Raw genomic sequence first — 26,356 nt, 5'->3', positions numbered from 1 at the left:
TCACGATTCCAGAATCACTAAGATTTTTTGCTGTTTTATTACATAGAATTACCTAGGTATTGTTACTAATATATTCCGACTAATAAACTTTTTTTCTCTATAACCTGATTTTTTTTCATACTATATTTTGTTTTTATATGCATTTTTTAATAAATTGCGTATCAAATCCACCCTAATTTTCTTCAAACCAATTTAAAACCTACCATCATGAAAAAGTGTACAATTTCTTTTTTCATTGCAATCCTTGTTGGGTTTAGTGCATTTGCAACGGTACATACCGTTAGCAACAATGAGAACAGCCCCGGGCAGTTCACAAGCCTGCAAGCAGCCATCGATGCTGCCAACGCGGGCGACACTATTTATGTCAGCGGCTCGCCAACAACTTATGGGAGTGTCACAGTTAACAAACAACTGACACTGATTGGGGCTGGCTATAATCCTGACAACCAGTTCCAGTTTAAATCAATTATAGGCACTCTTACCCTAGGCCTGGGTTCAGGGGTTTCGCCGACTAATCCTAATGGAAGCCAAATTATGGGCTTCGAGATCAACAGCCTCTCATGTAATACCAATGACATAAATAATATTACCGTTTATCTTAACAAAATCAATTCTTTAAACTATTCATCCAGGCCTTATACCGGCTGGATCATAAAAAATAACATCATCAACAGTTTTTCGGGTTCCCAATTGGCCACAAACATTTTGGTTGTAAACAACATCATTACCGGCACCATTTATTCTTTTGATAGCAACTCTGTTTTGATTTCAAATAATATTTTTCCCAAAGGTTCTGCAGGTTCTACCTTTTTTAGTTCGGTTCAATATGCTGTTGTGACCAATAACATTATTTATGGTTTATCTACAGGGGGATGCAACTATTGCACCTTTAACAACAACATTTCTATTGGAGGGAACCAAACCACATTTGTCTATGCCAATAATACTGGCGAAAATAATCTGGAGAACACCAACCCCTTATTTGTAAATGCCCCGGAATACAACTTCAGTTTTGCTTATGATTACCACCTGGCTGAAGGATCCCCTGGCATTGATGCCGGAACTGAGGGAACCGATATTGGCATATATGGGGGAAATTATGCCTTCCCCAGCGGCGGAGAAGTTCCCTTCCAGACTAGCCCTGTGCCTCCCATTCCCCAAGTAGTCAATATGAATATTCTTAATTCCGTCTTACCCGAAGGAGGCACCCTCCAGGTAGAGGTGGAAGGCAAAAGCCAGCTTTAACCCATGGCGCCAAAAAAAAATCAAGTCATGAGACGACTGAAAACAGTGATCTTTTGCCTGCTCATGCTGATTGGGGCAAACAGCATGGCGCAAAACCTCACACAAGCCGAGTATTTTATCGACACCGATCCCGGTGTGGGAAATGCAACGGCCCTAAGCATCACGGCCGGTGAAGAGGTGAATACCACGTTCAACATCCCCACCCAGGGCTTGTCCCCGGGTTTCCATAACCTCTTCATCCGGTTCAGAAACGCCAACCACCAATGGAGTCTTGCCGAGGGCAGGGTCATTTATATTATGGCCGCCACAGAGCAAGAACCTGTACCACCCCTTGTCGAATCAGAGTATTTCTTCGACACTGACCCCGGTGCAGGAAACGGAACGCCCATCAGCATAACAACCGACACGGATATTGATTTGCTAACCAGCATACCAGCCACAGGACTGGATCCGGGCTTTCATAGCCTCTTCATCCGATTCCGAAATGAAGAAGGGCAATGGGGTATAGCTGAAGGACGCACCCTTTATATCCAGCCTCCCGGCGATCAGACCGATCCGCCTTATCTGTCCGACGCCGAGTATTTCTTTGACGAGGATCCGGGTATTGGCAACGGCACGGCCATTCCTTTTGACAAGAACAACCTGACACTGCTTGAATACCTTCCCATTGAAGGGCTTGAACCAGGGTTTCACAACGTGTTCTTCCGTTTTCAGGATAATCACGGCCATTGGAGCCTATATGAAGGCCGCACCTTTTATGTTTCCACTCCGGCTGAAATAGCCCCCCCGCCCCTGCTCACCGCCGCCGAATATTTCTTTGACGAAGATCCGGGAACAGGGGGCGGAACGCCTGTAGACTTTACTGCAGCGTCCAGCGTGACCCTGAATGAGGACATCCCCCTGGGCAACCTCCCGGTTGGAAGCCACCTGCTCTTTTTCCGATTCCAGAATGCGGCAGGGATATGGGGAATTGCGGAAGCCAGGGGATTTACCATTGGCAGCTGCGTTTACCCCCAACCCGAGTTCAGCTACCAGAATGCCTGTGCCAACGATGAGGTCACCTTTACCGACCTTTCCGAAAGCGTGGAAACAGGCGCCACTTATGCCTGGGACATCGGCAATGACGGCAGCGTTGACTATACTACCGTCGGAAACATAACCCATATATTTGCAGATGCCGGAACCTATGAGGTGAAGCTCGAAATCTTCAATCCCAGTGGCTGCAGCGCCTCTGTGATCCACGAAATCGTGATCCATCCCCTGCCCGACCCACCCGTCATTTTGGCCGAGGGTCCCACGGATATCTGTGACGGGCAAACAGTGTATCTGTCTGTTCCTGACCTTTTCAGCACCTATCTCTGGACCGGGGGCGGCACTACGCCCGGAGTGAATATTGGTGAATCAGGCGAATATTCGGTGGTAGTCACCAATGAATTTGGCTGTGCCGCTGAAGCGGTTGAACCCGTCACCGTAACGGTTTACCCTGTATATAATACAAGCGATGCTGAAACCATTTGCAATGGCGACACCTACACCTTCGGCTCGCAGGAACTTACTGAGGCAGGCGAATATACAGAAGTCTTCACCACCATACACGGCTGCGATTCAACGGTGGTGCTCAATCTTTCGGTCATTATCGTCGACGCCTCTGTTACAGTAAATAGCCTGACCATCACGGCAAACCTGGCTGGGGCATCCTATCAGTGGATCGATTGCAACGACAATAACGCACCCATTGCCGGAGAAACCGGTCAGAGCTTTACGGCGACTGAAAACGGCTCCTATGCCGTTGAGGTGACCTGGCAAGGCTGCACCGCCACATCCGATTGCATTGGTATTACTACGGTAGGGGTTGGCCCTGACTTAATTCAGCAGCAACTGCTAATCTATCCTAACCCGGCAAGGGATGAGCTGACCATTGAAGCCGACTTCATCAGGCAGGTCACCATCTTTAACCACATCGGACAGGTGGTTTACGATCAGCGGTTTATGACCGAAAAAAGAGCCATTGCTGACGTCAGTCAATTGAAGCAGGGCCTGTACATCATCCGTGTTGAAACACAAAACAGCACATCTGCAAAACGCTTGTCCATTATGCATTGATCCTTGTAAAGGGTTTACTCACACCTTTTATTTCCATAACAGGCTGCCCTGAACAATCGGGACAGCCTGTTTATTTTAGGGCCGATGATTTCTTCCACTGACAATCGGGCCCTTTCAGCCCGGTTCAAATGGATAAAAAAAACAGGATGATCCGGTATGACGGGCCAATGTTCAAATTATGGCTCAATATACTTATTTACAAGCATTTAACACGCATCACCATTATACCTCGCTCACAGTTAATACGGAGTTAATACGGAGTTTATACGGTTTAAACCGTATAAACTCCGTATTAACTATGACTCAAATACTGCCTTAACCCGGATTTTACTTTAAAATAGAAACAAAAAGGAGGCCCCGCTAAATTGATAAACATAGGATGGCCTCCTTTTCAATAAAAGGAAGGGATGATCAGGCAGGAAAGGGATGTTCTTCCCGTCCAAGCCTTCTTAGAGTCTGGATGTGGGCCCGGATAGCTTCGCCAAAGGTGTTGTAAACATTATAGGGAATACTGAATTCACGTGTGGTAGTCTCCACGATCCTGGCAATGGCCGGGTAATGCACGTGGCAAACCTTTGGATACAGGTGGTGTTCGACCTGGAAATTGAGCCCTCCCACATACCAGGAAATAAGTTTGTTTCCTTTAGAGAAATCGGCGGTTGACCTGAGCTGATGGACGATCAGTGAGTCCTGTATACGACCCTCTGCGTCGGGGATTGCCTGGGCAGTGCCCTCCACCACGTGGGCCATCTGGAAGATCAGGCTCATGATGGTACCTGCCACCAGGTGCATCAGCAGGAATCCCAGCAGGACCTGCCACCAGAGAAGGTCAGTAAGAATGATTGGCAAACCGATAATGACCCCGAAATATAAAACTTTAGAAACAATCAACCAGGCCATGGAACGCCAGAATGCTCCGGCTGAAATATTGGTCAGGCCCCGCTTGCGGTTGCTGATCCGTTTTGAGATATCACCAAACATCATCGACAGGGTCATCAGGGCATAGAAGAACCAAGCATACAGATACTGATAACGGTGGTATTTCTTCAGGGGCGAGCCGAAGGCAAACCGCAGGATGACCCGGCTGTTGATGTCTTCGTCCTTACCATAAATGTTTGTAAATACGTGATGGAGCTTGTTGTGCTTTATTTTCCAGTTATAGGAGTCTGCGCCGAGCAGGTTCATTGAAAACCCCACAAGCCTATTGATCCTTGGGTTCTTTGAATAGCCAAAATGATTGGCATCGTGCATGACCGACATGCCAATCCCAGCAACCCCCACACCCATTAAAAAGTACATGAGCAGGACTGTCCAGTAAGGCATCGGGATGCTCAGGATAAGGATAAAAGGTACAATATAAAGGGAAAGCATTACAATCGTTTTAACAACCATTGCAGCGTTGCAATTTTTCGACAAGCCTTTTGATTCAAAATAGGCATTGACACGACTATGCAAAGCCTTTTTAAATTCAAGGTCCCTGTTGCGGGCAAATGATATTTTTGTTTCCATACTTTGTGCAGGCTATTGTCTAAGCTTTACCTGGAAATGCAAATTCACTTTCGACAATACCCATATAAAGGTACGACTTAATTGTGTTAACTAATCACAAAATCAGGGCTTAAAAGCTGCCTGTTGGGTAAATTCGTGGGGCAGGTCCATAAACCGCCTCCCATTTCAAGCGAGAACTTCCAGGACCAGTTTTCCTCTTACCCTTTCGGTCTCAATAAGTTCATGAGCACTGTGTGCTTCTTCCAAAGGAAATGTTTTTTCAAGATAAACATTGACCAGACCATTTGAAATCATATCAGATATCACCCTGAGATCTTCTCCCTTTGGCTTGATAAAACTGAAATACGCTTTTTTACTTCTTAAAAAGTTCGTGAACTGGTAAAAAAACAAATTGTTGTTGGGTATGGTAGAGATAAATGCACCATCTTTTACAAGAATTTTTTTACTTTTTCGAAAGGAACTTTTTGCTACTGCATCAAAAACAATATCAAATTCAGGTTCTAGTTTTGTGAAATCGTCTTCCGTATAATCAAGCACACGATCTGCACCAAGCCCTTTGACAAAATCGACATTTCTTGAACTGCATACTGCTGTGACATTTGCCCCCAGGGATTTTGCAATCTGCACAGCAAATGAGCCCACTCCCCCTGAAGCGCCATTAATCAGGACTTTAGTTCCCGTCTTGATACCCCCTGCAATTTTGAATGACTGATAGGCAGTGAGAGATCCCAATGGCACTGCTGCAGCTTCGGCCATACTCAGTTCATCAGGAACAGGTGCCAGCTGACTTTCCTTCACCGCCAAAAACTCAGCATATCCTCCACCTTCATAGCTTAGCATGCCGTATACCTCATCACCCGGTCTGAATTTGGAGTTTTTCCCGGCCTGCTCGACCACTCCGGCAATATCCTGCCCGAGAATCCTCGGGAATTTTTTTCCGGTAATAAATTTCATCGACCCATTGCGGATTTTGAAATCTACGGGATTCACTCCAACCGCATGAACACGAACAAGTACCTGTCCGGACTTTGAATTTGGCATTGCAACTTCCTGCAATGAAAGTTGTTCAGGTCCGCCGAATTGATTTATTACCATTGCTTTCATTTCCAATACTTTGATGAGTTATTATCTTAAACCGGTTGTTCTCTAAATTTAACCTTGTCCTTAAGAAAATGTTCATCCAAAACAAAGGCCCGAATTCTTTATTTTAACAAGTTGGAAAATTAAACCCTGGATAAAAAAGAATAGAGAAAAGAAGGGGGTTTCCTGAAGGCCATTTTCTGGAATCTAATCAGAAATAGTGCAGCCTTGTTTTGCATCTTCCCGGGCTAAGGCATTCATAAAGTGAAGCCCAATTTATGATAAGGAAAGCGTTCAAACCACCTTAAACAATAAGGATTTTTGGCGTTACAGGGGAGTTTGTTGCTATTCAATCAAAATCCTGCAACCCTTTTCATCGGACTGGTAAAACAATGAATTTCAAAAAACAGCATCAAAAAAGCAATTGAACTAGTTTTATCAGATGTTATTTTTCAGCCAATCATCTTTTTAAATTAAAATGAGATTAAATTTGCTAATTAAATAAAGGCATTCCAGCAAATGAGTCACGAAAACAAGCCAAAATCTGTAATCATTATCGGTGCAGGTTTTGCCGGTTTGGCAGCCGGTATTTATGCCCAAATGAATGGTTACAAGTCCGAGATTTTTGAAATGCACGATCAGCCTGGAGGCCTGTGCACGTCCTGGAAGCGGAAAGGCTATACCATTGACGGATGCATTCACTGGCTGGTGGGATCCTCTCCCCAGTCGGCCATGCACGACATGTGGGAAGAGGTGGGGGTTGCCCAGGGGTTGGATATTATTGACCTGGATGAATACCTGCGGATGACCTGGACCGATGGGCGCACGGTAGTTTTTTACACTGACGTGGATCGTTTGGAAAAACATCTCCTGGAACTTTCTCCGCAAGACAAGGAGCCCATCCTGTCTTTCACCCGAGGCATCAGAATGTGCATACCAATAGAACAAGCTTCAAAGACGACCCCGGCGCTGAAAAGAATCGCTGCGAGACTAAAGGTCGGCTGGACCTTTCTTACCCATATGAAGGCCATGAAACGCTGGATGAATATCACCACGGATGATTTTGCGGGGCGTTTCAAAGATCCCCTGCTCAGAGAAGCCTTTGTCGAGATGTGGCTGCCCGGTTTCTCGATGCTGTTCATGTTTTTCACCTTTGCCTACCTTCACAACAAGAATGCCGGCTATCCGCTTGGGGGATCCATGCCTATGTCGAGAGCCTTGGAAAGAAAGTACCAGGAACTTGGAGGCACCATTCATTACAAGCAGCAAGTGGAAAAGATCCTTACTAGCAGTGACCGGGCCACCGGCATCCGTCTTTCCAATGGCAAAGAGCATTTTGCCGAAAAGGTGATATCGGCGGCCGATGGTTTTGCCACGCTGTTTAAGATGCTCGATGGAAAATTCGGTAATGAGGAAACCTTCCTGCCTTATAAGGCGTGGAAGCCTTTTCCTGCCTTATTGTTTGTAGGCTTGGGCGTCAACCGATCGTTTGAACAAGAACCAAAAACCGTTTCGGGAGTTGGTTTCAGAATCAACACTTCGGTCAGGGTGGCTGATGCGGAGATTGAATGGCTCCCGGTGCATTATTACAACCATGACCCCTCGCTTGCCCCTGAAGGGAAGACGGTCCTGACGGTTATGCTTCCCAGCGATTATGCGTTTTGGAAAAACATGGACCGGCAGACCTACCTGAAGCAGAAGGAAGAGGCTGCCCAAAAGATCGTTGCTCTGCTGGAAGAACAATACCCCGGGCTGGCTTCACAGGTAGAGATGATTGATGTGGCCACTCCCCTTACCTTCGAACGCTATACCGGCAATTGGAAAGGCAGTTTTGAAGGCTGGCTGCTCACCCCTGAAAACTCGTTAGCCATGATGAAAAAAATGTCGCAGCAGCTTCCTGGCCTGAAAAACTTTTATATGTGCGGGCAGTGGGTGGAACCCGGCGGGGGCCTGCCGACATCTATCATGTCAGCAAAAAGGCTTATCAAAACCATGTGCAAAGCCGATGGAAAGAAATTCAAAGTGACCCTTTAATAATCCAATAACTAATTTCAATGAACAAATCAAACAAGGTGACTGAACGGAAATTCTATCGTTACCTGGCTGGTTTTTTGCTTGCTTTTCTTGCTCTGAACGCTTTTGGCGGGGGTTATTATGCCATGGCAGGAGCAGAAGGTGTCCCGCTTGAGTTGCTCGAAGGCAGCCCTTTCAGCAATTATTTCATCCCGGGGTTGTTTCTTTTTGTTGTTTTAGGTGGCTCCTGCCTTTTTTCGGCCATTGCCTTGTTTGCCCGCTGGCAGATCGCCCGCAAAGCCGCCATATTTACAGCCTTGTTAATCCTGATGTGGATTATCATCCAGGTTTCTATCATTGGCTATATGTCGTGGATGCAGCCCGTAACCGCCCTGCTGGCGCTCGTTATCCTGGCCCTGGCATGGCTGCTGCCTCATAAACAAATGCCAGAAGCGACTTATATGGACAACTAAACCAGATCTTCAGCCCCGAAAAACAATGCCCCGTGGCAAATGCAGGTAAAGCATTTGCCACGGGGCATCATCATTTAACTGAAGTGAATCAAAAACCAAAAAGGGAAGAATAATTATGTCATTCTTTTAGTATTGCTTCTCAACGTTCAGCACAAAGGCACGAATGCCCACTTCCTTGTTCACTTCATCCAACTTTTGGATGGCATCCAGGAGGGGATCGACCATTTCGTCGGGGACGATGGTCATTGCCGCTGAGTTAAGTTCGGGCCAGGTATGGGTTCCCTTACGGGGCTCACCGGTCTCTGAACCACGACCCTGCACTTCATTCCACCAGGTATAACCCCTGATGTCAAGGCGGTCGAAAATAAACTCCACCTTTTCGCCATTGGCCTGGTTGAACATGATCATCACTGCTTTCATAGGATTTAACTGTTAGATTCGTTTAAAAAGGTAAACTTCTCCCGGACCTTACTCATTTTGTCACGTTCGCCCCGGCGTGAGACAAGACCATACACCACAGGTACCAGCACCATCGTGACAATGGTTGAGAACACCAGACCGCCGATCAGGGCAATACCCATTGGGCTCCAGATCTCCGAGCCTTCGCCCCTGCTCAGGGCCAATGGCAGCATCGCCAGAATCGTAGTGAAAGCAGTCATTAGAACTGGTCGCAGACGCAGCCTGCCTGATACGGCAATGGCTTCATTGAGGGCATATCCCCGGTCGCGCATCAGGTTGATGTAGTCCACCAGCACAATCCCGTTCTTCACCACGATACCAATAAGCAGTACGGCTCCCAGTCCAGCAATGACGCTGAGGGTGGTATTGGTGATCAGCAGGGCCAGGATGACGCCGGTAAACGAGAAGGGAATGGAGAACATAATGACAAAGGGCATCACAAACGATTCGAACTGCGAGGCCATGACCAGGAATACCAGGATAATACTGATCAGCAACAGCAGACCCAGGTCCATAAACGAGTCCATCATATCCTCGAAGGCGCCTCCTACGTTAACCAAAATACCCTGGGGAACATCGGTATTTTCGACGATGGTGTTGATCTGTTCAGCAAGGGTCCCAAGTGCTATGCCTGAGGGTGCGGCTGAAACGGTCACCACTCTTTCCCTGCGTTTTCTTTCAATGTTTGGCGGGTTCCAGTATTCCTGCACCTCCCCGATCTCACCCAGGTTTACCCTGGTGCCCATGGGGCTGTTAATGGAAAACGATTCAAGGTCGGAAATAGAGCTTCTGAACTCCTCGCCAAACCTGACGATGATTTCATATTCTTCCCCTTCTTCCCTGAAAATAGAGGCCGTCATACCAGCCACCCGGTTACGAAGGGCAGCTGAAACCATTGCGGTATTCAGCCCGTTCTCGGCCATTTTCTTGCGGTCGAGCACCACCTGAAGTTCAGGGCGGTCGTCCTTGCGGCTGATTTTTACATCCTGAGCCCCCGGAATGGCTTCTATCTTTTCCCTAATCTCGTGGGCTAGGCGGCTGGTGACTTCGAAATCATATCCAAAGATCTCGACGTCGACCGTGCTACTGCCAAAATTCATACCACCAGTACTCACTGCATATTCAACCACTTCGGGAATCTGGTCGAGCTGTGCCCTGAAATCATCAGCAATTTCCCACACCGACCGGTTCCTTGCATTCAGGTCCTTCAGGCGCATCATCACGCTGATGGTATTTGAACCCTGCTGGCCAAACAGGCCAGCCATACCGCCCTCATCATCCGAGCCTGCCATCATTGCGTGGATTTCTGCTTCAGGATACCTTTCCACCATAATGGCTTCAATACGATCAGCCACCTTCATCGTTTCTTCAACTCGCAATCCGGTGGTCAATTCTATTTCAACGGTCAATTGCCCTTCGTCCGATTCGGGCATAAATTCAGTGGTTACAAATCGCATCAGGAATAATGAACCAACGAAAAGGACTAGTGCAAGGATCAGCACCAATTTCTTATGTACAAGGGCAAACCTCAGGGTTTTCTCATAGAAGCCTTCAACCCATGCAATGAAAGGTTCCACCACTTTTTCGTGTGAAATGGGCAGGGGCACCCTTCTTTTGGCTTTCAGGCCCAGAAGTTTCGATGCAAGCATTGGCGTCAGTGTAATGGCTGCGATGGTTGAGGTGGTTACCGTAATAGAAACGATCCATCCCAGCTGCTTAAACAATACCCCGGTCATACCGCCCACGAGGGTCAGCGGGAAGAATACGGCCACAACTACCAGAGTGGTAATGATGACCGAGAGCCAGACCTCGTTGGTGGCATAGATGGCCGCCTCACGCGGACTCGTTCCCCGCTCAATGTGTTTTGTAATATTCTCAAGGACCACGATAGCGTCGTCGACCACCATACCCAGGGCAATCGACATGGATGCCAGTGATATGACGTTAAGCGAGCCGCCCGTTACAAACAGGTAGATAAATGCTACGATCAGCGAGATGGGAATGGTCAGTACCACAATGAAAGTGGCCCTCCATTTCCCAAGGAAGAAAAGCACCACGAGCACAACAAACAATAGCGCCCAAAGCATTGTTCTTGTCAGGTTGCTAACCGAATCGCTGATAAATTCCGAGGAGTCCATTACCTCCAGCACCTCCACGTCGGGAGGAAGGTTCTTCTCCAGTTCCTTGATGGCGTTCCTAACATCTTTGGCAATTTTTACGGTGTTTGCGCCCGACTGTTTCATGATCATCATACGCACACCCTGGCTACCGTCGATCCTTGACTCAAGCATCACATCCTTGATGGTATCACGCACGGCGGCCACGTCCTTCAACAAAATGGAACTGCCCTGGAAGTGCCCTACGACGAGGTTCTCAAGCTCATAGCTCTCCCCGACCTCGCCTTCTACCCGCAGTTGGTAATCCATCTTTCCCATTTTGATATTGCCCGAGGGCATATCTAGGTTTTCAGCCTGGATGGCATTGCCAATTTGCTCAACAGAAAGGTTGTAGGCATCGAGTTTAACGGGGTCGGCTTCCACGTAGATCCTGCGTTCAGGCGTTCCGATCACCATCACCGATCCAATACCGTCAATCCGGTTCAATGGGTTTACAATGACCTCTTCCAGGATGCGTTCGAGCCCCAGGTAACTTTCGCTTGCCTTCACCGCATAAACGGCGATGGGCATCATGCTTAAATCAAATTTAAACACGGTGGGCCGGCTTACCCCATCGGGAAGGTAGTCGAACATCAGGTCGAGTGCACTCCTGATCTCGTTGGATGCTTCATTCAAGTCCGACTCCCATTCAAATTCCATAAAAATCACCGAGAGGTTATCGCTAGAAGTGGAGGTGATCTCCTTGAGGTTGTCAATGCTATTGAAAGAATCCTCCAATGGACGAGTCACATTCACCTCTATGTCACTGGCGTTGGCCCCGGGATAGCTCGTAATGACTGAAATATAGGGCGGATCCATTTCAGGAAACAGGTCAACAGGCATATAGATCAGCGAATAGATCCCCAGCACGATCACCCCGATGAAGATCATTATGGTGGTGATAGGCTTGTTGACTGCGTTCTTATATATACTCATTGTAAAAAATTATTAAGTCAGAAAACATTTTTCAACTCCGGGGTTTATTGCTCAACACTTACTGCAGCCCCGTCAACCAGCCTGGCCTGACCAGCCACAATGACACGGTCGCCTGGTTTAATCTCGTCGGTGATAAGTTCAACCATATCGTCAAAGCGGTCGCCCAGTTCAACGGCAACCCGTTTGGCCTTACCGCTTTCTTCCAGGAAAATGTAACGCTCATTCGAGCCCTGGAGCTTTAGGATTGCCAGCGCAGGCACCAGGAAGACCTTTACCTGGTCAAGTTCAAGGGTAGCCCTGGCAAACATCCCCGGCCGGAGTTTTTCCTGGGCATTGGGGACGGTCAGTTCCACTTTAAAAGAACGCGTGGCAGGATCAATCGTGGGGTAAATCATCGATACGGTTCCCAAAAACACTTCGCCCGGGAAAACGTCGGTCGTGATTTTTACTTCCAATCCCCGTTTAATTTGTGGGTAATAACGCTCGGCAACATTCACAATGGCTTTGAGCCTGCTGGTCTGCACCAGCGAAAGGATGGCGGCTTTGCCAGCCTGTGTATTGGGGGCGCCCGAAAACATTTCACCGTTCTCATAGTATTTGCCTGATACGGCACCTGAAAAAGGGGCCACCAAACGGGTATTCTCCATGAGGAACTCAACGTTTGACTTGGCCATATCGTATTGAGTCTTCACCTGGTCAAACTGCTGCTGCGAGATACTCCCCGCCTTGCGCAGGGTATCCAGCCTTTGGAATTCCACTTCAAGGCTTGCCAGCTGTATCTCAGCCTGCTTTAGTTGAGTCTTATCCATTTCTACCAGTACCTGTCCCTGCGAAAAACGCTGGCCTGCTTCCACGGTAATCCGTTCAATACGGCCCGGAGAAGCCGAGGCCAGGTGCACTTCTTTGAAGGCTTGCAAATGTGCAGTATAAGTTGCTGTACGTGAAATTTCACGGTACGCAAGTTCTTGCACCCTGACTGCTTCAACACGGGTTGCCGAATCGTCCTCCTGGGCGGCTGCATCCTGTTTTTTGGAAGTGCAACTTCCGAGCATAATGCCGGGCAACAAAGCTATTAGGCTGAGCTTAAAAATGCTTTTGATTTTCATTTTTCAAAAATTATTGTGACTAAGTCGTTTATTTTCAGTTTAATTACCCTCATGTTTTAAAAACCGTTCAATAGTTTGTTGAGTGCCAGGCTGGCCTCAAGCAGTTGCATCACCGCATTGATGTAGCTGCCTTCCGCCTGCAGATAATTGCCGTTGGCGGTGATCAGGTCAAGGCTCGAAACCAGGCCTTGCTCATACTTGTTATTGATATTCTTGTTCACCCGTCGGGCGACCTCTAGGTTGGCCACTTCGCTCTCGTATTGCTCCATAGCGGTATTTAGATTGTAGCGCAACTGTTTCTCTTGAATCAGCAATTGTTCCACCACAAGTTCCTGTTGATTGAGTGCAATCTCATGATTAATCCGAGCCTGGTCTACCTTGGCTTTTCTCACCCCGCTCGAAAAAATGGGGATATCCAGATTAAGCCCGATCACGTGTTTAGGGGTGATGTCAAATTCAGGCTTCATCAGTTTCTCGGTATAATTATAGAAGCCAGTAAGTGTCGGCAGATAGGCTGACCTTTCCATGTTGACCTGCTTTTCAGCCATCCCCGTTTGAAGTTCCAGAAGCTTGAAATCGACATTATCACGCAAGCTAAAGGGCTTGGCAATCTGGGCCGAGAAGTCACTGCCCACGGCAAGGTTCTCCAGCTTATCCGTCAAGATAATCTCTGCTTCTGCAGAAAGGCCCATCTGCAGCCTGAGCATATTATAGGCAAGCTCCTGCTGACGCTCGGCCGACCTCAGCGAGTTGCCGAGCATCGAAACCTGCACCGCCAGCTGGTCATAATCCAGTTCTTCGGCCACCCCGGCAAAGACCATCGTACGGGTCTTTTCAAGGATGCTGCGCATATTCATTAGGTTGGCTTCCACCAGTTCCCTCGACCTTTCTGATATCAACGCCAGGTAATAGGCCTGTGAAACTTGCTGAAGGATGTCAAGCTCCGTTTTCTCATAGCTTGCTTCGGCCACTTCCTGGTATAGCTTGGCCATCTGTATGCCCACGATATAACTTCCGCTGAAAACAAGCTGGCCAACAGAAACGCTCAAGTTGCTTGTGGGATTAAACTCAATGGTTAAACCGCCCATCCCCCCCAAAGTGGCAGTCGAACCAAAGAAGTTCGAGTAGTCTACAGTGGCGTTGATCTGGGGCAATCCGTTGGCAATGGTTTCTTTCAACCTGGCTTGGGCTTCCTGGGTACCCAGTTCGGCATTTGCCATGTTCTTGTTGTAATCCAGGGCATATTCCCTGGCCTGCTCAAGACTTAAGGTCATGGGCTCCTGCGCGAGACACTGCCAATGAATGGCTCCAAGGACAAACACAAGAGTAAAAAACGATTTAAAAAAATGCTTGGTCATATTCCGAAATTTTGATTTTTTTAGTTGCGGGTTGCGTTATTTCAGCTTGTAAAATTACTGATTATCCATTTAAAGAGCACTGACTTTCGGGCGAAACGGACAAATTTCCCGGTGAAACAAACATCTTCCTTAACTTTCCGCCAGCCAGTTTAAATACTCCATTACCTTAGTCTTACTGATGGTTATCTTTTCATCAAAGGGGATGTTCAGGTTTACCACCAGTTTGCGTGAAAAATATTGCGAGGAGTCCTTAATGACCCGACGATTCACCAGAAACTGCCTGTTAGCCCTAAAAAATTCGCCCGACGACAGTTTCTCCATCTCCTCCAGGCTTTTGTTCAGGCGGTATTCCTTCTGGTCGAAGGTGATGATATGGGTCATCTCATCACGGATAAAACTCAGGGCAATGTCATCAAGTTTCACCGGCACGATCCTGTCGCCCTGGTATACCAACACCGAAGTGGTCCGCTTTCGCTCGTTCAGCAAGTCGAGGATGGCTTGGTAAGAGGGCACATCGGGGCTCATGGTGCTCCGCAGATCCCTAAACTTGCTCAGTGCTTCTACCACTGTTTTGCTGTTAAAGGGCTTTAACATATAGTGAATGCTGTTAACTTTAAAAGCATTCAGGGCATATTCATCGTAAGCCGTGCAAAACACCACCGGCGTATGGATGTCGACCTGCTTAAAGATCTCAAAGCTAAGCCCGTCGCCAAGCTGGATGTCAGAAAAGATCAAGTCCAGTTTTATCCTGTTTTGTTCAAACCAGGCCACCGACTCTTTCACTGACTTCAGGATACCCACGATCTCTGCCCCCACTTCCACCTTTTTAATGGTAGAAGCCAGATCATTGGCCGTATGCTGCTCATCTTCAATAATTAATATCTTCATCCAAAAGTACTTTTATCCTAACACTAAACTGGCCTTCGGCCTCCTCCACTTCCACCCGGTGTCCCGATACCATCCGGTAACGATCCGCCAGGTTAGTCAGACCAAGCTTGGTGGTATGCTCAGCCGACAGCTTTTTCTGAATGTTGTTGCTAACCCGCAGCCAATCGCCCTCACAATCCACCACGATGTGAAGGGGTGAATCCTCGGTCAGCACATTGTGCTTAATGGCGTTCTCGACCAATACCTGCATCGAAAAGCCCGGAACATAGCCCTTTTCAAGCTGCTCTTCGGGGATATCAAACCTGAAGTGCAGAGCTTCACCAAAACGAATCTTTTGCATCTCAATGAAGTCAAGGCACAGCTTGTATTCATCGCTCAGTTTTACCACATTGGCCTCACGCGCCGAGATCGAAACACGCAGAAAGTCTGAAAGCTTGATCAGGTATTCCTCAGCAAGATCAGGGTTTTTATTAATCAGCGACTTCAATACACTCAGAGAGTTAAACAAAAAATGCGGATGAATGTGTTGTTTCAGTTGCTGGTTGATGGCCTCAGCATTCTCTGCACGTAAGCGGGCATTCTCAAGCTCAATTTTGGCTTTCTTCTCACGCAGGATAACCAGTTCAAGAATAAAGACCACGAACAGATTTATAAAAAACGTCGAAAACACAGGTCTTATCATGCTGATCTTTTCGGGAGCCGCCATATCCGATTCTATCCTGATCCGCTCTGCCAAGGGCAGGGAATGAAAAACCCCGATCAGCAAGCCCGCTATGACGGCAGTCAATACAAAGCTCAGCAGGTAACGTGTCCAGTAATAGCGCCTGCCCACCCTTTGCTTCTCATAAACATAAACCAGCACGATGTTTATCTGCCAGATCACCAGCACGGTAAAAAACAGGCTCAGAATGAAAAACACGAAAAAACTCGCCGAAAATTCACGCTGCACCGTAAAAAAAGGCGTCACCGACACCACCGCCATTAACAGGGAGGTATACAGTGAGATGCGTAGCAGGCGCCTGAAAAGGTTTTCATTTTCAAACATGAAACAAAGGTAATGGTTCCCAAATCCATATATCACCAAAAATTGCCCAGGGTGCCAAAATTCAGCCCGAAAGTGAAAAATCAGGTTCTGAAAGAGAAAAGAGCCCCCTCACTGAAAGTGGTCTCCCTCTAGAATCACCCTGCTGCCTGTTCTGCCGTAACCTGCCAAATGAAAGTGCCTTTCGTAATGCAATTGCTGTCAGCCGACTGGAACCCCAGGTAAACATTCACATCATCGCCGGTTTATTCAACCGGAATGTTTGCTGTTGCCGCCCCATCGGCATGCGGAAAGCCCTCGCTAACCGGCACTGCATCACCTTTCATGGGGTTTAACATTCATCTCCTTGCCGAATGCAAAAGGGCTTTTCCCTTGACTTTCATCGGCAAAACAAAATTAACTACAATCTTGCAAACACTTGAATTATAGTTCTTTAATGCATCAATCTTCAGTGGATTACAATCTGATTCATTACCGAACCCAAGATGAAAATTTTTCTTTAAATCTTACTCATTGATCAGATCTCTGATGCCAGAAAATGAAATCAGGAGCCTAAAGCCCAGCTAGGCATGGGACAGGTTGAAACTTGGCACTAGAAAACTTAGATTTGAAACTTAAAACCCTAAATAAACTGGCTTTTTCTCCCGGCGTAGCTCAATCCGAGCCTGTGCATCGCCCTCGTACAGGCAATATAAAGCAGGTGCTTATCCAATTCAGTATTGTAATGCTCACCGGTAACGAAGGGTACAATTACTTCATCAAACTCCAGCCCTTTGGCCAGGTGAACGGGCATCAAAACCACTCCTAAGGAAAACGCCTTACTCTGTTTATCGAGTATGCTGACTGACTCTTGCATCGAGCCCAGTTGTCCGTAGAGCCAATCAGCCTGTTTCTGTGTCTTGCAGATGATACCCATCGTCTTTTGACCTGATTTCCAAAAGGTTACAATGCGCTCCCTGATGTAGGCCACCTCCTCCTTCTGCCCGCCAAAGCCTTTCACCTTGGGCGCCTCACCATGACGCTCCACTGCTATAAGCAGGCTGTCGGGCAGGATCTGCTGGGCAAAGCGTGTAATCTCCCAAGTGCTACGGTAGCTTCGCCTGAGCTTCACCAGGTCGGCATCGGGCATCACCTCGCGGATCATCTCGGCCGTCGAGGAGCCTGCCAGGCTCACCTTTTGGCTGGCGTCACCCAGGATGGTTTTATTGCAGGAAAACAGCCTGGCCAGCACTGCATACTGTAAGGGGGTGTAGTCCTGCATCTCGTCCACCAAAAGGTGCTTCACCCCATCGAAGGTCTGTGAACCTTCAAAGCGTATCATCAGGTACACCAGCGGAAACACATCAGCATACTCGAGTCTCGACCTGCTGGCTGCCTTCAGCATTTGGGGCTGCCCCAGCCATTCGTAGAAATCCTTATACAGCTGTCTCACGTTGGTAATCCTGAACATCGCCGTCACCTCCTTCAGGATAAACTTGCGCTCCTCGGGAGTCACATCACGGCGGTAATAAAAAACAATGTTATCCTCTATGGCTTTGGCCATCATCCCGAAGCGCTTCATTACAGGCAGGCGATGGAGCGACTCGAACTGTTCTTTGATAAACCATTCTGGCACCAAGCTTCGTCCCACCCACAGGTCGGCAGGCTTAAAAAATTCGTTGTTGACATAAACTAAATACTGGTCAAGCCTGGTAAGCATATCGCCAGAGGCCTTGAACTCGATGCGCTCACGAAAACCCTCGTCGCTTTTTCCCAGCAACTGGCTGACCTGCTCAAAAAAGGTCTGGAACTTATAGCGTCCTTGCAGCAGCTTCGCACCAAGTTCTTCCATACCCATTTCGGGGACCCGCTCCTCACCCAGTTCGGGCAATACATTGGCAATGTAGTCAGCATACACCTTGTTGGGCGAGATGATGAGGATGTTGTTGGCTTTAATCGTGGCCTTAAAGCGATAGAGTAGGAAGGCGATGCGGTGGAGGGCTATGGAGGTCTTGCCCGATCCAGCTACCCCTTGTATGATCAACACCCGTGAGCGCTCATTCCTGACAATGGGGTTCTGATCACGTTGAATGGTGGCCACGATGTTGCGCATCTTACGGTCAGAGTTTTCACTCAGCACCTGCTGCAGCATCTCATCGTATACTGCCGAGGGGTTCTCGAGCATATACTCCATTTTGCCGTTGCGGATATGATACTGCCCCTTGAGGGTGATGTCGCCCTCGACCCTGCCTTCGTGGGTTTCAAAAAAAACCTCGCCCAGCTCAAAATCGTAAAACATACTTGAAACGGGTGCCCGCCAGTCGTGGATTACATTGGCCCGGGCCTCCTGGTCGTAAAACGAATGGATGCCGATATACAATGGGAACACCTCATCCCCGCTTTTTTCCCTGAAGTCGATTCGCCCAAAGTAAGGTGACGCCAGCAGTTTTTCAATGTTCTTCATACGCTCCACGGCACTCTCACCCACCAAGTTACCCCGAAAGAGGCTCTGCAGGATGGCATAGCGCTCCATACGGTCCATCCCTGTCTTATGCTCATACAGGTACCTCCTGGTCTCAAGCATATCATCGGAAAGCCCCTTGATCCGCTCGCTGAATTGCTTCAGCGAATCGGTGAGTTTCTTCATCACCAGTGCAAGGAATTGCTTCTCTTCATGCAAACTATGATTTTCGGGCTGGAGGCTCATTCCGCAAAATTACATAAAATGAACAAAATGCTTTGATCCCATTTGACCTCTCCAGTCTAACCCAAACAACGGAAAAAAACTCCTTCCTTGGCAATATTGATTACTTTTGTGGTCTGTATATGCCAGTAATATTTCTCCATTGTCCAGTTTCCCCGCCCTGAAAATTCCTTTCATTGCTTTTCTCTTTTCCACTGATTGAATCGCCTGCATAGGAAAAATGCATTTTAGCAGCCGTTGCCAGTGCTTGTAATAAAAAAACATAAAAAGAAGTGAGTTACAGAAACAGAAGAACTTTTGGGATTATCAGCCACCCAGATGCCGGTAAAACCACCCTCACCGAAAAGTTGTTATTGCTTGGCGGGGCCATACAAACTGCAGGCGCCGTAAAAACCAATAAAATTCGAAAAACGGCCACTTCCGATTTTATGGAGATCGAAAAGCAGAGAGGCATATCCGTGGCTACGTCTGTGATGGGGTTTGATTACAACGGATATAAAATCAACATCCTCGACACCCCTGGACATAAGGACTTCGCTGAGGACACCTACCGCACGCTCACGGCGGTCGACAGCGTCATTCTGGTCATTGATTCCGTGAAGGGCATTGAAGAGCAAACCCGAAACCTAATGGAGGTTTGCCGTATGCGTCACACCCCAGTCATTATTTTCATCAATAAACTCGACAGGGAAGGGAAAGACCCTTATGCCTTATTGGAAGAGACGGAAAAAGAACTGAATATCCACCTAAGGCCCATTACCTGGCCAGTTGGAATGGGAAACAATTTCAAAGGGGTCTACAACCTGCTTGAAAATCAACTGCAACTCTTCGAATCAAACAAAACAGAGATCTCTGAAGAGAAAGTCAGGCTCCGAAACCTCGATAACACAGTTCTTGATGATTGGATTGGAAAATCCATGGCAAAAAAACTCAGAGAAGATGTGGAGGTCATCCAGGGGATTTATGAGCCTTTTGATCAAGTCCTTTATAACGAAGCTTACCTGTCACCAGTGTTTTTTGGAAGTGCCATCAATAATTTTGGGGTAAAGGAATTGCTTGAAACCTTTGTCAAGATAGCCCCAGAACCCTTGCCCCGTCCAACAGAAGACAGGATCATTGACCCTGGTGAAAAGGAATTTTCCGGATTCATTTTCAAGATCCATGCTAACCTTGATCCTAACCACCGGAACCGTATTGCTTTTTGCCGGGTGGTGTCCGGCTCCTTCAAACGAAACAATTTTTATTTACATTCTAGGTTAGGCAAGAAATTGCGCTTTCCCAACCCTACCAGTTTTATGGCACGGGAAAAAAGCATTATTGATGAGGCTTTCCCAGGAGACGTGGTGGGGCTTTACGACACCGGCAATTTTAAAATTGGCGACAGTTTATCCGAAGGCGAAGTGATTCGGTTTAAAGGGATCCCCAGCTTTTCTCCCGAAATTTTCAGGGAACTGGTCAACCGCAACCCAATGAAAAGCAAACAGCTCGAAAAAGGCATCCGGCAACTTACCGATGAAGGCGTGGCCCAGCTGTTTATTCGCCAGCCCGGCAATGTGAAGATCATTGGTACCGTAGGCGATTTGCAATTCGAAGTGATTCAGTTCAGGCTTCTCCATGAATATGGGGCGTCCTGCTCTTTTCATCCCCTCAATTTATTTAAGGCGTCATGGCTTACTTCTAAGGACAAGGAGGCCCTCAGGAAATTCATTGCAACTACCAGCCGAAACATTGCCTGGGACAAGGAAAACCGGCCGGTCTTTATGGCTGAAACGCAATGGCAATTAAAAACGACACGGGAAGCATTCCCCGAAATCGAATTTCACTATACATCCGAATTCTGATTCCTTATTTGCCGATACAGAACTTCTCAAAAATATTCCCCAATATCTCGTCATTGGTCACCTCGCCGGTGATAGTGCCCAGGTGATGCAGGGCCGTGCGCAGGTCAATGGCCATCAGATCGCCCGGCAACTTATCTTCTATGCCCTTGCGGACTGCAGCAATGGCATCTGCAGTTCTTGCCAGCGCCTCATAATGGCGACTATTGCTCACAATGGCCAGATTCTCCTCTTCTACGGCCGTACTGACCGACTTCACCAGGCTGTCGGCTATCAGGTGAATGTTCTCTTTGCGTTTGGCCGATACAAAGATGGTCTCCAGTTCCACCAGGTTGCGGAAATGATGAGGGATCTCCTCCATCAGATCGATTTTATTGGCAATCAGGATAAGCCGCTTATGCTCGTCATAGAACTTTTCCCTAAGCTCATTCAGTGTCTCAGTGATCTCTTCCAGTGTCGTCTCGCTGGCATCGAAAATATACAAAACAATAGCTGCCTGGCGGATCTTTTCATAGGTGCGTTCAATCCCTGCCGTCTCTATTACATCTTCGCTGTGGCGAAGGCCTGCCGTGTCGATGAAACGGAAAGCCACCCCCTCTATCACCACTACGTCTTCTATGGTATCACGCGTCGTGCCGGGAATTTCACTCACGATGGCACGCTCCTCATTCAGCAGTGCATTCAGCAGCGTCGATTTCCCCACGTTCGGCTTGCCGATGATGGCCACCGGGATGCCGTTCTTCAGCACGTTGCCCATCGTAAACGACTGCTTCAGCCGTCCGATCTCCGATTCAATGCTGTCGAGTAAAGCGGTCAGGCTGCTCCGGTCGGCAAACTCCACATCTTCCTCACTGAAGTCCAGTTCCAGTTCTATGAGTCCGGCAAAGTTCACCAGTTGCTGCCTAAGTTCATGTATCCTTTCCGAGAAATGACCCCGCATCTGCCTGAACGCCATCTGGTGTGAGGCCGAAGAATTGGAAGCGATAAGGTCGGCTACGGCTTCCGCCTGCGAGAGGTCCATGCGGCCATTCAGAAACGCACGCATTGTAAATTCCCCCGGTCTTGCCATCTGCGCTCCACTGTCTATCAGCAGCCGCAGAATCTCCTGCTGGATGAAAGGCGAGCCGTGGCAAGATATCTCCACCAAGTCTTCCCCCGTATAGGTATGCGGAGCAATAAAACGTGTCAGCAGCACCTCATCCAGTGGCTGCCCACCCTCGTGGATTACCCCGAAAACCACCTGATGCGAGGCAATGTCCTCAAAATTCAAGTCTTTTTTCTTAGGCTTAAAACACCCGGCTGCAATTCCAAAGGCCTCTGGCCCCGATAGCCTGATCACCGCAATAGCTGCCATACCCGGTGCAGTGGCAGGCGCACAAATCGTATCTTTTATGCCATATCCTTCCATAAATCCCTCCTTTCTGAAAGAATATTACAAATATAAACCAATATCAACACCATTAATAAATTCTGAAATCAAAAATCCCTGCCAGCCGGCAGGCTGGGTTAATCATTATTCTGAGATCAAAACAAAAACCTAACATCCAGCACCTTTAAAACTTCAACTTTCCAACTTTTAAACTCTTCAACTTTTAAACTTTTCATCGTTCTTTTTGCTGAAAAAACTTATTTTTACACCTCAAACAAAACAAAACAAGCTTTATGAGCGTGCTCGTCAACAAGGATTCCAGAATAATCGTACAGGGCTTTACCGGCAGCGAAGGCACTTTCCACGCCTCCCAGATGATCGAATACGGAACCAACGTGGTCGGTGGCGTTACGCCTGGCAAGGGCGGACAAACCCACCTGGACCGCCCTGTTTTCAACAGCGTAGCCGATGCCGTGAAAGAGACCGGTGCCAACGTCAGCCTGATCTTCGTGCCACCTGCCTTTGCCGCCGACTCCATTATGGAAGCCGCCGAGGCAGGAATAGAGGTCATCGTCTGCATTACCGAGGGCATTCCTGTCCAGGATATGCTTAAGGTAAAGGAATACTTGAAAGGCAAGTCCTCACGCCTCATCGGCCCCAATTGCCCGGGGGTCATCACCCCCGGCGAGGCCAAAGTTGGCATCATGCCCGGATTTATCCACCGCAAGGGAACCATTGGGATCGTCTCCCGCTCAGGCACCCTCACATACGAAGCCGTCGACCAGGTCACCAAGGCAGGCATGGGTCAATCCACCTGCATCGGCATCGGGGGCGACCCAATACCAGGCACCACCATGAAGGAAGCCGTCGAGCTGTTGATGAACGACCCTGAAACAGAGGGCATCATTATGATTGGGGAGATCGGCGGCAATATGGAAGCCGATGCCGCTCGCTACATCCTTGACCACGGCACCAAGCCCGTCGTAAGTTTCATTGCCGGTGCCACTGCCCCCAAGGGACGAACAATGGGACACGCCGGCGCTATCATCGGTGGCAAAGACGACACCGCCGAAGCCAAAAAGAAAATCCTCAAAGAATGTGGCGTCCACGTCGTCGACTCCCCTGCAGGGATAGGACAGAAAATTAAGGAAATCCAGGGAAGTTAGGGGTTAGGGATTCATAGTTCAAAGCCTTATTCCTAATGGCAAAAAAAAACCTGATATCTGACCTTAAACATTAAAACTTGAACTCCAAACCCCAAATCTTACTTATCCTCTTCAATCTCATAATACTGATACGCCCCCAGATCAGGTCTTAGCGTGCGGTTTCGGCCCAGGATATCGATCGGAATCTCAAGGGCGATCTCTGGTTTGCCGGCATTGATGGCGGGTGAGTTATCCCTGAGGCGGTAATCCTGCACCGTCAGGTCGTTGAATTGCGGCGACTGGTTTTTAATCACGTTGATATAGCTGGGATTGAATATGTCACGCTGCGTGCGTATCAAACAGTGGTCGAAGGTGAAGTTCAGATCTGAGCCCGGCGCCAAATCAAACTGCAGCTCTTCTGAAATGCTCCCGTAAACAATGGAGTTTCCAAAATAAACCGATTCAAAATCCCGCTGTTGCAGCACCCCGGTGGTATCCACATAATAATTATTGAAAAACACCGAAGGCGTCTGCCGCAGGCTTGCGTTGGGCAAATTGAAATAGTTGGCGAAAGTGCAATGCCTGAAGTCGTATTTACCGCCAAGGGCCAGGTAAAGCGTCTGCTCCCCGCAGTTGGCCACCACGGTATTCTGCGCCTCTATATTGCTGCCTTGGGCCAGGATGCCCACCAGGCTCATATTCTTAATAATGGTATTGCGGATGCGCAAGGTTGGCGAGGTATAGCTCCCGATGCTGTCCACGTGCAGCCCAACGGTTCCGTTCTTAATGATAGCGTGATGGATGTCGTGGTCCTTACTGGTGGCTGTCAGCCAGATGCGCCCCCACTGCCCGGGCTGTTCGGCATAAAACGACTCCAGGCGGTCGCCCTGGAATACCACAGGCTGGTCTCGCAGGCCGTATACCTTCAGCGTAGATCCACCTAAGAATACCAGGCTGGCATTGTTATGCAGGTGCACCTGTGTGCCAGCATCGACCGTCAGAGTCTTATTCGGCGCCACCACAGCCAACCCATAGATCACATAAGGAAGCTCGCTGGTCCAGTGGGTATTTTCCTGTATCAGGTGATATGAAAACCCTGAAGAGGGGTCGGTATAGTTGGGATAAATAAAATGCGCATCCTGCCCCCAGGCCACCAGCTTCACGTCCTGAACGTTACCATTAAGATTAAAGACCAAACTGTCTGTGATGACCAGCGGAGTGTTCTGATTCACCGGGTCCACGGTCACCTCCACAAAAACAAAAATACTGTCGTTAGCACCAATCTCCACGTCTTCCAGCCTCGAGCCCGAACGTCCGTCCACATTTACCCTGAAATAAGAATCCTGACCGCCGCCCAATGCAATCGAGGCGATACGAATCCGCTTGCTGTGTTGGTTATAAACCCTGAATGAACGCGTGGCCGAACCCACGGTGGTAAAAACCGTGTCAAAAAGAAGCGAGTCGGCCGAGAAACCCAGTTCAAGCGAAGGGTCCGGGTCAAAACTGTCGTCACGGCACGAAAACAACAGGCTGGCCAGCAAGGGCAAAAACAGCAACAGAAGGAACAGGCGTATGCTGCGCATAAGATTGGATTTTACTATCGGCTTTATCGTGAAACGCTCATGCAGGGTAATTTATTGGTTTTATGCTTCTAAAATAGGCTTCCGAAAATGAATACTTTCCCTGACAAGGCATTCCAAAAAAAACCGCAAAAACATTTGAAACACGCAAAAATAAATTAATTTTGCAGCCTAAATAAAGAAAATATGTCAAAAAGCAAAAAGCATACCGAAGACGACAAGAATATTTTAGCGGTTGAGGAAGCGCTGAGCCGCTCCGAGCAATTCATTGAGCGTAACCAGAATGGCATTATGTGGACCGTAGCCATCATCGTGCTGCTCATTGCCGCTTACATCGGATACACCCGTTTTTTCCTCGCTCCCCGCGAAAAAGACGCACGTGCCGAGATGTTTATGGCCGAGACCTGGTTTGAACAGGACAGCCTCCAGCTGGCCCTCGTTGGCAATGCCGAATACCCTGGCTTCGCCGACATTATTTCTTCATACCGCTTTACCAAGTCAGCCAACCTGGCTCATTACTATGCCGGGATCAGCAACCTCAAGCTGGGCAACTATGATGATGCCATCAAACACCTGAAGAAATTCCGCGGACGCGACCAGATCGTAGGGGCTATGGCACTGGGCGCCATTGGCGATGCCTACCTTGAGAACGGGGACCAGGCCAGCGCTTTACGTTACTATCGTAAGGCTTATCGTTACAAGCCCAATGACTTCACTACCCCTGTTTTCCTTTTCAAAGCCGGCCTTCTTTTCGAAGAAATGGGACAGCCCGCCGAAGCCCTTGCCCTTTATGAACGCATCCGCAAGGAATACCAGAACTCGGCCGAAGGACGTAACATCGAAAGATACATCGGCCGTACCAGTGCACAGAAATAAACCCTCTGAATGAGCGAAAAAAAACAGAATCTTTCAATTTACGATCCCACGAAGGTGCCCTCCGCAAAACAGATGCGGATGGGCATCGTTGTTTCTGAGTGGAACCCTGACATCACGGGTGCCCTGCTCAGCGGGGCCGTCGAGACGCTAAAAAAACACGGCCTCTCTCAGGAGAACCTCTACATTCATTACGTTCCGGGGAGCTTTGAACTGCCCCAGGGCGCAGCTTACGTTATCGACCAGCTCGATATCGATGCCGTCATCTGCCTTGGCTGTGTCATCCAGGGCGAGACCCGTCATTTCGAGTTCATTTGCCAGGCCGTAAGCCAAGGCCTCATGAACCTGCAGCTCGACTCGGGCTTTCCAGTCATCTTTGGCGTGCTTACCACCGACAACCTCCAGCAGGCCAAGGAACGGGCGGGTGGAAAACACGGCAACAAAGGGGACGAAGCCGCCGTCACTGCCATCAAAATGGTGGACCTGAAAAACAGGCTGGG

19 protein-coding genes are annotated in these 26,356 nt (G+C 48.4%); 8 read left to right on the top strand and 11 right to left on the bottom strand.

What is annotated here, in order from left to right; all coding sequences use genetic code 11:
• The first annotated feature begins 207 nt into the window (after positions 1 to 207).
• Positions 208 to 1,245 (top strand): hypothetical protein, encoded by a 1,038-nt coding sequence (locus V2I46_08465; GenBank protein MEE4177529.1) that lies wholly within the window; start codon positions 208 to 210, stop codon positions 1,243 to 1,245.
• Between the two features lie 27 nt (positions 1,246 to 1,272).
• Positions 1,273 to 3,348: a T9SS type A sorting domain-containing protein gene (locus V2I46_08460; GenBank protein ID MEE4177528.1), complete on the top strand. Its 2,076-nt coding sequence runs from the start codon at positions 1,273 to 1,275 to the stop codon at positions 3,346 to 3,348.
• Positions 3,349 to 3,759: 411 nt separating this feature from the next.
• On the opposite strand, the gene V2I46_08455 is transcribed toward V2I46_08460, so the two are convergent.
• Positions 3,760 to 4,857: an acyl-CoA desaturase gene (locus tag V2I46_08455; GenBank protein ID MEE4177527.1), complete on the bottom strand. Its 1,098-nt coding sequence runs from the start codon at positions 4,855 to 4,857 to the stop codon at positions 3,760 to 3,762.
• 165 nt (positions 4,858 to 5,022) lie between these two features.
• A complete protein-coding gene (locus V2I46_08450) occupies positions 5,023 to 5,961 on the bottom strand; it encodes an NAD(P)-dependent alcohol dehydrogenase (GenBank protein MEE4177526.1) in 939 nt (312 codons plus the stop codon).
• Positions 5,962 to 6,456: 495 nt separating this feature from the next.
• On the opposite strand from V2I46_08450, the gene V2I46_08445 reads away from it, so the two are divergent.
• Complete coding sequence (locus V2I46_08445) at positions 6,457 to 7,971, top strand: NAD(P)/FAD-dependent oxidoreductase (GenBank protein MEE4177525.1); 1,515 nt, start codon at positions 6,457 to 6,459, stop codon at positions 7,969 to 7,971.
• Positions 7,972 to 7,991: 20 nt separating this feature from the next.
• Positions 7,992 to 8,423 (top strand): hypothetical protein, encoded by a 432-nt coding sequence (locus V2I46_08440; GenBank protein MEE4177524.1) that lies wholly within the window; start codon positions 7,992 to 7,994, stop codon positions 8,421 to 8,423.
• 126 nt (positions 8,424 to 8,549) lie between these two features.
• Here V2I46_08440 and V2I46_08435 read toward each other — a convergent pair whose 3' ends face one another.
• The 7 genes from V2I46_08435 to V2I46_08405 form a co-directional block, all read right to left on the bottom strand.
• Positions 8,550 to 8,843, bottom strand: a complete 294-nt coding sequence (locus V2I46_08435) for a PG0541 family transporter-associated protein (protein ID MEE4177523.1) — start codon at positions 8,841 to 8,843, stop codon at positions 8,550 to 8,552.
• Positions 8,844 to 8,848: 5 nt separating this feature from the next.
• Entirely contained in the window at positions 8,849 to 11,974 is a 3,126-nt protein-coding gene (locus tag V2I46_08430) for an efflux RND transporter permease subunit (GenBank protein ID MEE4177522.1), read from the bottom strand.
• 44 nt (positions 11,975 to 12,018) lie between these two features.
• On the bottom strand, positions 12,019 to 13,080 hold the full coding sequence (locus V2I46_08425; GenBank protein MEE4177521.1) for an efflux RND transporter periplasmic adaptor subunit: 1,062 nt from the start codon (positions 13,078 to 13,080) through the stop codon (positions 12,019 to 12,021).
• A gap of 56 nt (positions 13,081 to 13,136) precedes the next feature.
• Complete coding sequence (locus tag V2I46_08420) at positions 13,137 to 14,438, bottom strand: TolC family protein (GenBank protein ID MEE4177520.1); 1,302 nt, start codon at positions 14,436 to 14,438, stop codon at positions 13,137 to 13,139.
• A 129-nt stretch (positions 14,439 to 14,567) separates the two neighbouring features.
• Positions 14,568 to 15,326 (bottom strand): LytTR family DNA-binding domain-containing protein, encoded by a 759-nt coding sequence (locus tag V2I46_08415; protein ID MEE4177519.1) that lies wholly within the window; start codon positions 15,324 to 15,326, stop codon positions 14,568 to 14,570.
• Complete coding sequence (locus V2I46_08410; GenBank protein MEE4177518.1) at positions 15,307 to 16,371, bottom strand: histidine kinase; 1,065 nt, start codon at positions 16,369 to 16,371, stop codon at positions 15,307 to 15,309. Before V2I46_08410 ends, V2I46_08415 begins: the two co-directional genes overlap by 20 nt.
• Positions 16,372 to 16,990: 619 nt before the next feature.
• Positions 16,991 to 19,054, bottom strand: a complete 2,064-nt coding sequence (locus tag V2I46_08405; GenBank protein MEE4177517.1) for a 3'-5' exonuclease — start codon at positions 19,052 to 19,054, stop codon at positions 16,991 to 16,993.
• 269 nt (positions 19,055 to 19,323) lie between these two features.
• On the opposite strand from V2I46_08405, the gene V2I46_08400 reads away from it, so the two are divergent.
• Entirely contained in the window at positions 19,324 to 20,892 is a 1,569-nt protein-coding gene (locus V2I46_08400; protein ID MEE4177516.1) for a peptide chain release factor 3, read from the top strand.
• Between the two features lie 4 nt (positions 20,893 to 20,896).
• Here the strand turns inward: V2I46_08400 and mnmE are convergent, their stop codons facing one another.
• Positions 20,897 to 22,297, bottom strand: coding sequence for a tRNA uridine-5-carboxymethylaminomethyl(34) synthesis GTPase MnmE (gene mnmE, locus V2I46_08395; protein ID MEE4177515.1), 1,401 nt, complete (start codon positions 22,295 to 22,297; stop codon positions 20,897 to 20,899).
• A 254-nt stretch (positions 22,298 to 22,551) separates the two neighbouring features.
• Here mnmE and sucD point away from each other — a divergent pair, with 254 nt between their 5' ends.
• Entirely contained in the window at positions 22,552 to 23,424 is an 873-nt protein-coding gene (sucD, locus tag V2I46_08390) for a succinate--CoA ligase subunit alpha (GenBank protein MEE4177514.1), read from the top strand.
• 98 nt (positions 23,425 to 23,522) lie between these two features.
• Here the strand turns inward: sucD and V2I46_08385 are convergent, their stop codons facing one another.
• Complete coding sequence (locus tag V2I46_08385; GenBank protein ID MEE4177513.1) at positions 23,523 to 24,986, bottom strand: choice-of-anchor Q domain-containing protein; 1,464 nt, start codon at positions 24,984 to 24,986, stop codon at positions 23,523 to 23,525.
• Positions 24,987 to 25,169: 183 nt separating this feature from the next.
• Between V2I46_08385 and V2I46_08380 the strand changes: the two genes are divergently transcribed.
• Together V2I46_08380 and ribH are read left to right on the top strand one after the other, a co-directional pair.
• Positions 25,170 to 25,859, top strand: coding sequence for a tetratricopeptide repeat protein (locus V2I46_08380; GenBank protein MEE4177512.1), 690 nt, complete (start codon positions 25,170 to 25,172; stop codon positions 25,857 to 25,859).
• A 9-nt stretch (positions 25,860 to 25,868) separates the two neighbouring features.
• A partial coding sequence (gene ribH / locus V2I46_08375) for a 6,7-dimethyl-8-ribityllumazine synthase (GenBank protein ID MEE4177511.1) occupies positions 25,869 to 26,356 on the top strand: 488 nt, incomplete at its 3' end.

It is taken from the genome of Bacteroides sp. (assembly GCA_036351255.1).
GTDB lineage: Bacteria > Bacteroidota > Bacteroidia > Bacteroidales > UBA7960 > UBA7960.
This window is presented reverse-complemented; position numbering and strand designations above follow the sequence as displayed.